General features: G+C 31.9%; 3 protein-coding genes. 1 reads left to right on the top strand and 2 read right to left on the bottom strand.

Annotated elements, in window-relative coordinates:
- Positions 1-46: 46 nt before the first annotated feature.
- Complete coding sequence (locus QZ824_RS10985) at positions 47-622, top strand: hypothetical protein (protein ID WP_291276061.1); 576 nt, start codon at positions 47-49, stop codon at positions 620-622.
- 49 nt (positions 623-671) lie between these two features.
- Here QZ824_RS10985 and mdh read toward each other — a convergent pair whose 3' ends face one another.
- Both mdh and QZ824_RS10975 read right to left on the bottom strand, forming a co-directional pair.
- Complete coding sequence (gene mdh / locus QZ824_RS10980; RefSeq protein ID WP_291276060.1) at positions 672-1,607, bottom strand: malate dehydrogenase; 936 nt, start codon at positions 1,605-1,607, stop codon at positions 672-674.
- Positions 1,608-1,681: 74 nt separating this feature from the next.
- Positions 1,682-3,673: an endonuclease gene (locus tag QZ824_RS10975; RefSeq protein WP_291276059.1), complete on the bottom strand. Its 1,992-nt coding sequence runs from the start codon at positions 3,671-3,673 to the stop codon at positions 1,682-1,684.
- Between the last annotated feature and the right edge of the window lie 89 nt (positions 3,674-3,762).

Raw genomic sequence — 3,762 nt, 5'->3', positions numbered from 1 at the left:
AATGTTAAAACGATATTGGCTCATTTAATATTAAAAAATTGCCCTAATGAAAAAAATTATATTTTACTTTTTAATATTTACAACTTGTAGCTTCGCACAAAGCAAAGATTGTATGTTTGAAGTAAACGAAGAAACAGACTCAACTTACACTAAAGTATTACCAGAAAAATTCATTTATGAATCTGTTTTTGGTTCTACTACTCGTTTTTTAAGTTTCAAATTGTATAATATTGACGGAATAATGGGGCTAAATATTCAGTATGTACAAAAAAGTATGAACTTTTTAACCTCTACTTGCATTGATAAGGATACTAAAATTTATTTACAATTATCAAATGGAAAGGAAGTAAAACTTATCAATTCCTTAGACCAAGAAACCTGTAATTCTCTTAATATTGATCCTGTAAGTAAAAATAACATTCGTGTATTAAATGGCTATTTTAATTTCACAAAAGAGAATTTTGAATATCTGAAAACCGAAAAAGTTTATTTGGTGCGTATAGTCACAATTACAGGTGAAGAACGCTTTATAATTAACTCTGAACTAAAATCAGAAATTAACAAAGAAACGACACATCCCGATCAATTTTTTATAGAATATTTGCCTTGTTTTGGTATATGAATAAAAAAACCACCTTGTTTAAGGTGGTTTTTTTTCTTTTAACCTATTTTTAGCTTAAAACAGCTTTTAAATCGCCATTCATTGCTCTTACAGCATCAGCAGATTTAGCAAATAAAGCTTTCTCAGCGTCGTTTAATTGAATATCTAAAATTTCTTCAATTCCATTTTTACCGATAATACAAGGAACGCCTAAACAAATGTCAGATTGACCATATTCTCCTTCTAATAATACTGAACAAGGAATCATTTTCTTTTGATCATTCAAAATTGAGTCTACTAAATAAGCTACAGAAGCACCCGGAGCATACCAAGCTGAGGTACCTAATAAACCTGTCAATGTAGCACCTCCCACCATGGTATCAGCAGCCACTTTATCTAAAACATCTTGAGACAAGAAATTAGATACAGGTGAACCATTGTAAGAAGCTAATCTAGTTAAAGGAATCATAGTTGTATCTCCATGACCACCAATCACCATTCCTTGAACGTCATTAGATGGTTTTCCTAATGCTTGGGACAAATAAAATTTGAAACGTGAACTATCTAGAGCTCCTCCCATACCAATAATTCTATTTTTTGGTAATCCTGTTGCTTTTAACGTTAAATACGTCATAGTATCCATTGGGTTTGAAACTACAACGATGATAGCATTTGGTGAAAATTTTAGGACATTATCTGCTACAGTCTTTACAATACCAGCATTAATACCAATTAATTCCTCACGCGTCATTCCTGGTTTTCTTGGAATACCAGAAGTAATTACTACTACATCTGAATTCGCGGTTTTTGAATAATCATTAGTACTACCTGAAACTCTTGTATTGAATCCTGTAGTTGTTGCACATTGCATAATGTCCATTGCTTTTCCTTCAGCAAAACCTTCTTTGATGTCTAGTAACACTACTTCACTAGCAATTCCTCTATATGAAATTACATCTGCACAAGTAGCACCTACGTTACCAGCCCCTACTATTGTTACTTTCATTTTTATTAATTAAAAATTGGTTGTTATTTTTACAAAAGTACTGAATATATTATTGTTTTTTTATAAATGTATATTTATTTCACAATTATTTTTTTTGTCTCTGTTTTTTCTTCGCTTTTCATGTTAACAAAATAAATGCCTGCTGGTAAATTCAAAGAAATTCTTCCATTGGTAGAAAGATTTTGTTGCATTACCTTTTGACCCGATAATGTATAAATTAAAATCGTAGTCGGAGTTTCTATTCCACTAATGTAAATATATTCTGAAGCAGGATTAGGGAAAATTTTTATTTCATCTGTAATAAAGGTTGAATTAGCTAAACTCGCAAACCATGGTTGCCCATATTGTGGACCAAATACATAATTAGCTAACAAAGGATAATCAATAAACGGATTTCTATTTTGCTGCCAAGTATAAATATAATTATTTCTATTCATTTCAAAATCATCTCTTGGATCTTGTGTATTCCAAGCCAATAAAGTAGCCAAATCACCAATATTTCCAGAAGGAGCTGAACCATTATACTCACTCGGATCACCATTGACCACATTTAATCCATTAAAACGAACAGCCATATAAAATAAAGAACGAGCTACGTCTCCTTTCCAACTTCCCTGAGTGCCTGTTGGACCGGCATAAACCGTTGAAGAATTTACTGTGCCGTAATTTTTATTATTTCGTGAAGAATTTTCTTGTCCATTTTCAACTCGAATGTGATGCGCATCAGAAATACCATCTACTACATTAGCAGCGCTAGTTGTATTCCAAATTGAAATACCATCTGCTGTATCTCCTAGTGCTACTTGAAATCCTCCTCTTGATTGACAAAAGATATGCTCTCTATTCCATTTTCCTACAATACTTGAGCCTTGTTGTTGATCAATTTTTGACATAGGCTGCTCAATATACATACACCACACTTTAGAATGATTCGCTGGATTTTGATCTGCAGTTCTTATTATATCCCAAATATCAGCATAGCTATGAAGATGAACTACTGCTGGATTGGCTATAATATCTTGAATAGCTTGTTTTAACGCTGACCCCGATAATCCTTCTAAACTGGCATAATATCCTGTAGGAATAGTTGGTGTTACATTTCCGTAAGTTGGTGCTAAGGGAGTTCCAAAATTTGAAATCTGATAATCATTGTCCTCTACCCTTCTCAAAATGGAATTGTTACTTGCAACTACTTCAACAGGCAAACCCGAAATATAAAGAATAAATTCTTCATCACCTTCATCCAAAGAATCATCAACTAGAGTAATAGTTGTTGATGCAGTATTAGTTCCAGCAGGTATAGTTATTATTGTATTTCCACTGTAATCAGATGCATTAAAATTACCATTATTCAACGATATAGTAAATGTCACTGGTGAGGTAACATTAGAAGAAGTTGTAAAGGTAATAATCACATTTTGTCCCTCTGTATATGAAGTATTATTAAAAGTAGTAGTTAAATAATTAAAAACTATTCCGCTTCCATCGTTATTCATTCCTGGGGTTGGTACCTTTACTTCAAAAGTACCATCTGCTTTTCTTTGAATAGAATGATTGGCTGCATTTGACGTCGCATTTTCATTAATACAAACCGTTAAATTCAAGGCGTTCATTAAAGCCGTTGGTTGTGTTGTTGAAGCATTAGAATATGCAATAGCATGAACTAAATTGGTAGAAGTAGCTAATGTACCTATAGGAAAATCAGAACCATTAGCTAAATACAAAGCAATAGCGTCTGGTCCGTTTTGTAATGTAGTTTCTGGTAAATCCAAAGCTGGAGTTGGCGACACTTGAGAATTTCCGATTAAAAAATTTCCATTTGCATCAGTAGTATAACCATCTAAATCGATAGCATAATAACTTGCTGTACCAGAATAAGGGGAAGTACTTCCAGCGTTAAACAATACCACTACATATCCATTTAATGAAAAATTAGGTGTATTTGAATGTAATTCTATAAATTCTTTTACATCAGTTGAAGGAGTATCAGGATCTATTTCGTTAATAACTACTTGAGCGTTAGAAAAAATACTTACAAATAAAAAAAAAAGTAATTTTATTTTCATAATTTTAGAGATTAATAACCAAAATTAGTCTTTTTTTAAATAGTATTGTGAAAAATATAATTTTTTATTAATATTGATAAGACATACAT

Origin of the sequence: Flavobacterium sp. (assembly GCF_021151785.1) — a bacterium.
In the GTDB taxonomy this organism is placed as follows: domain Bacteria; phylum Bacteroidota; class Bacteroidia; order Flavobacteriales; family Flavobacteriaceae; genus Flavobacterium.
This window is presented reverse-complemented; position numbering and strand designations above follow the sequence as displayed.

Coding starts and splice junctions, on each gene's coding strand:
- mdh (WP_291276060.1), bottom strand. CDS start 1,607: ATGAAAGTAACAATAGTAGGGGCTGGTAACGTAGGTGCTACTTGTGCA.
- QZ824_RS10985 (WP_291276061.1), top strand. CDS start 47: ATGAAAAAAATTATATTTTACTTTTTAATATTTACAACTTGTAGCTTC.
- QZ824_RS10975 (WP_291276059.1), bottom strand. CDS start 3,673: ATGAAAATAAAATTACTTTTTTTTTTATTTGTAAGTATTTTTTCTAAC.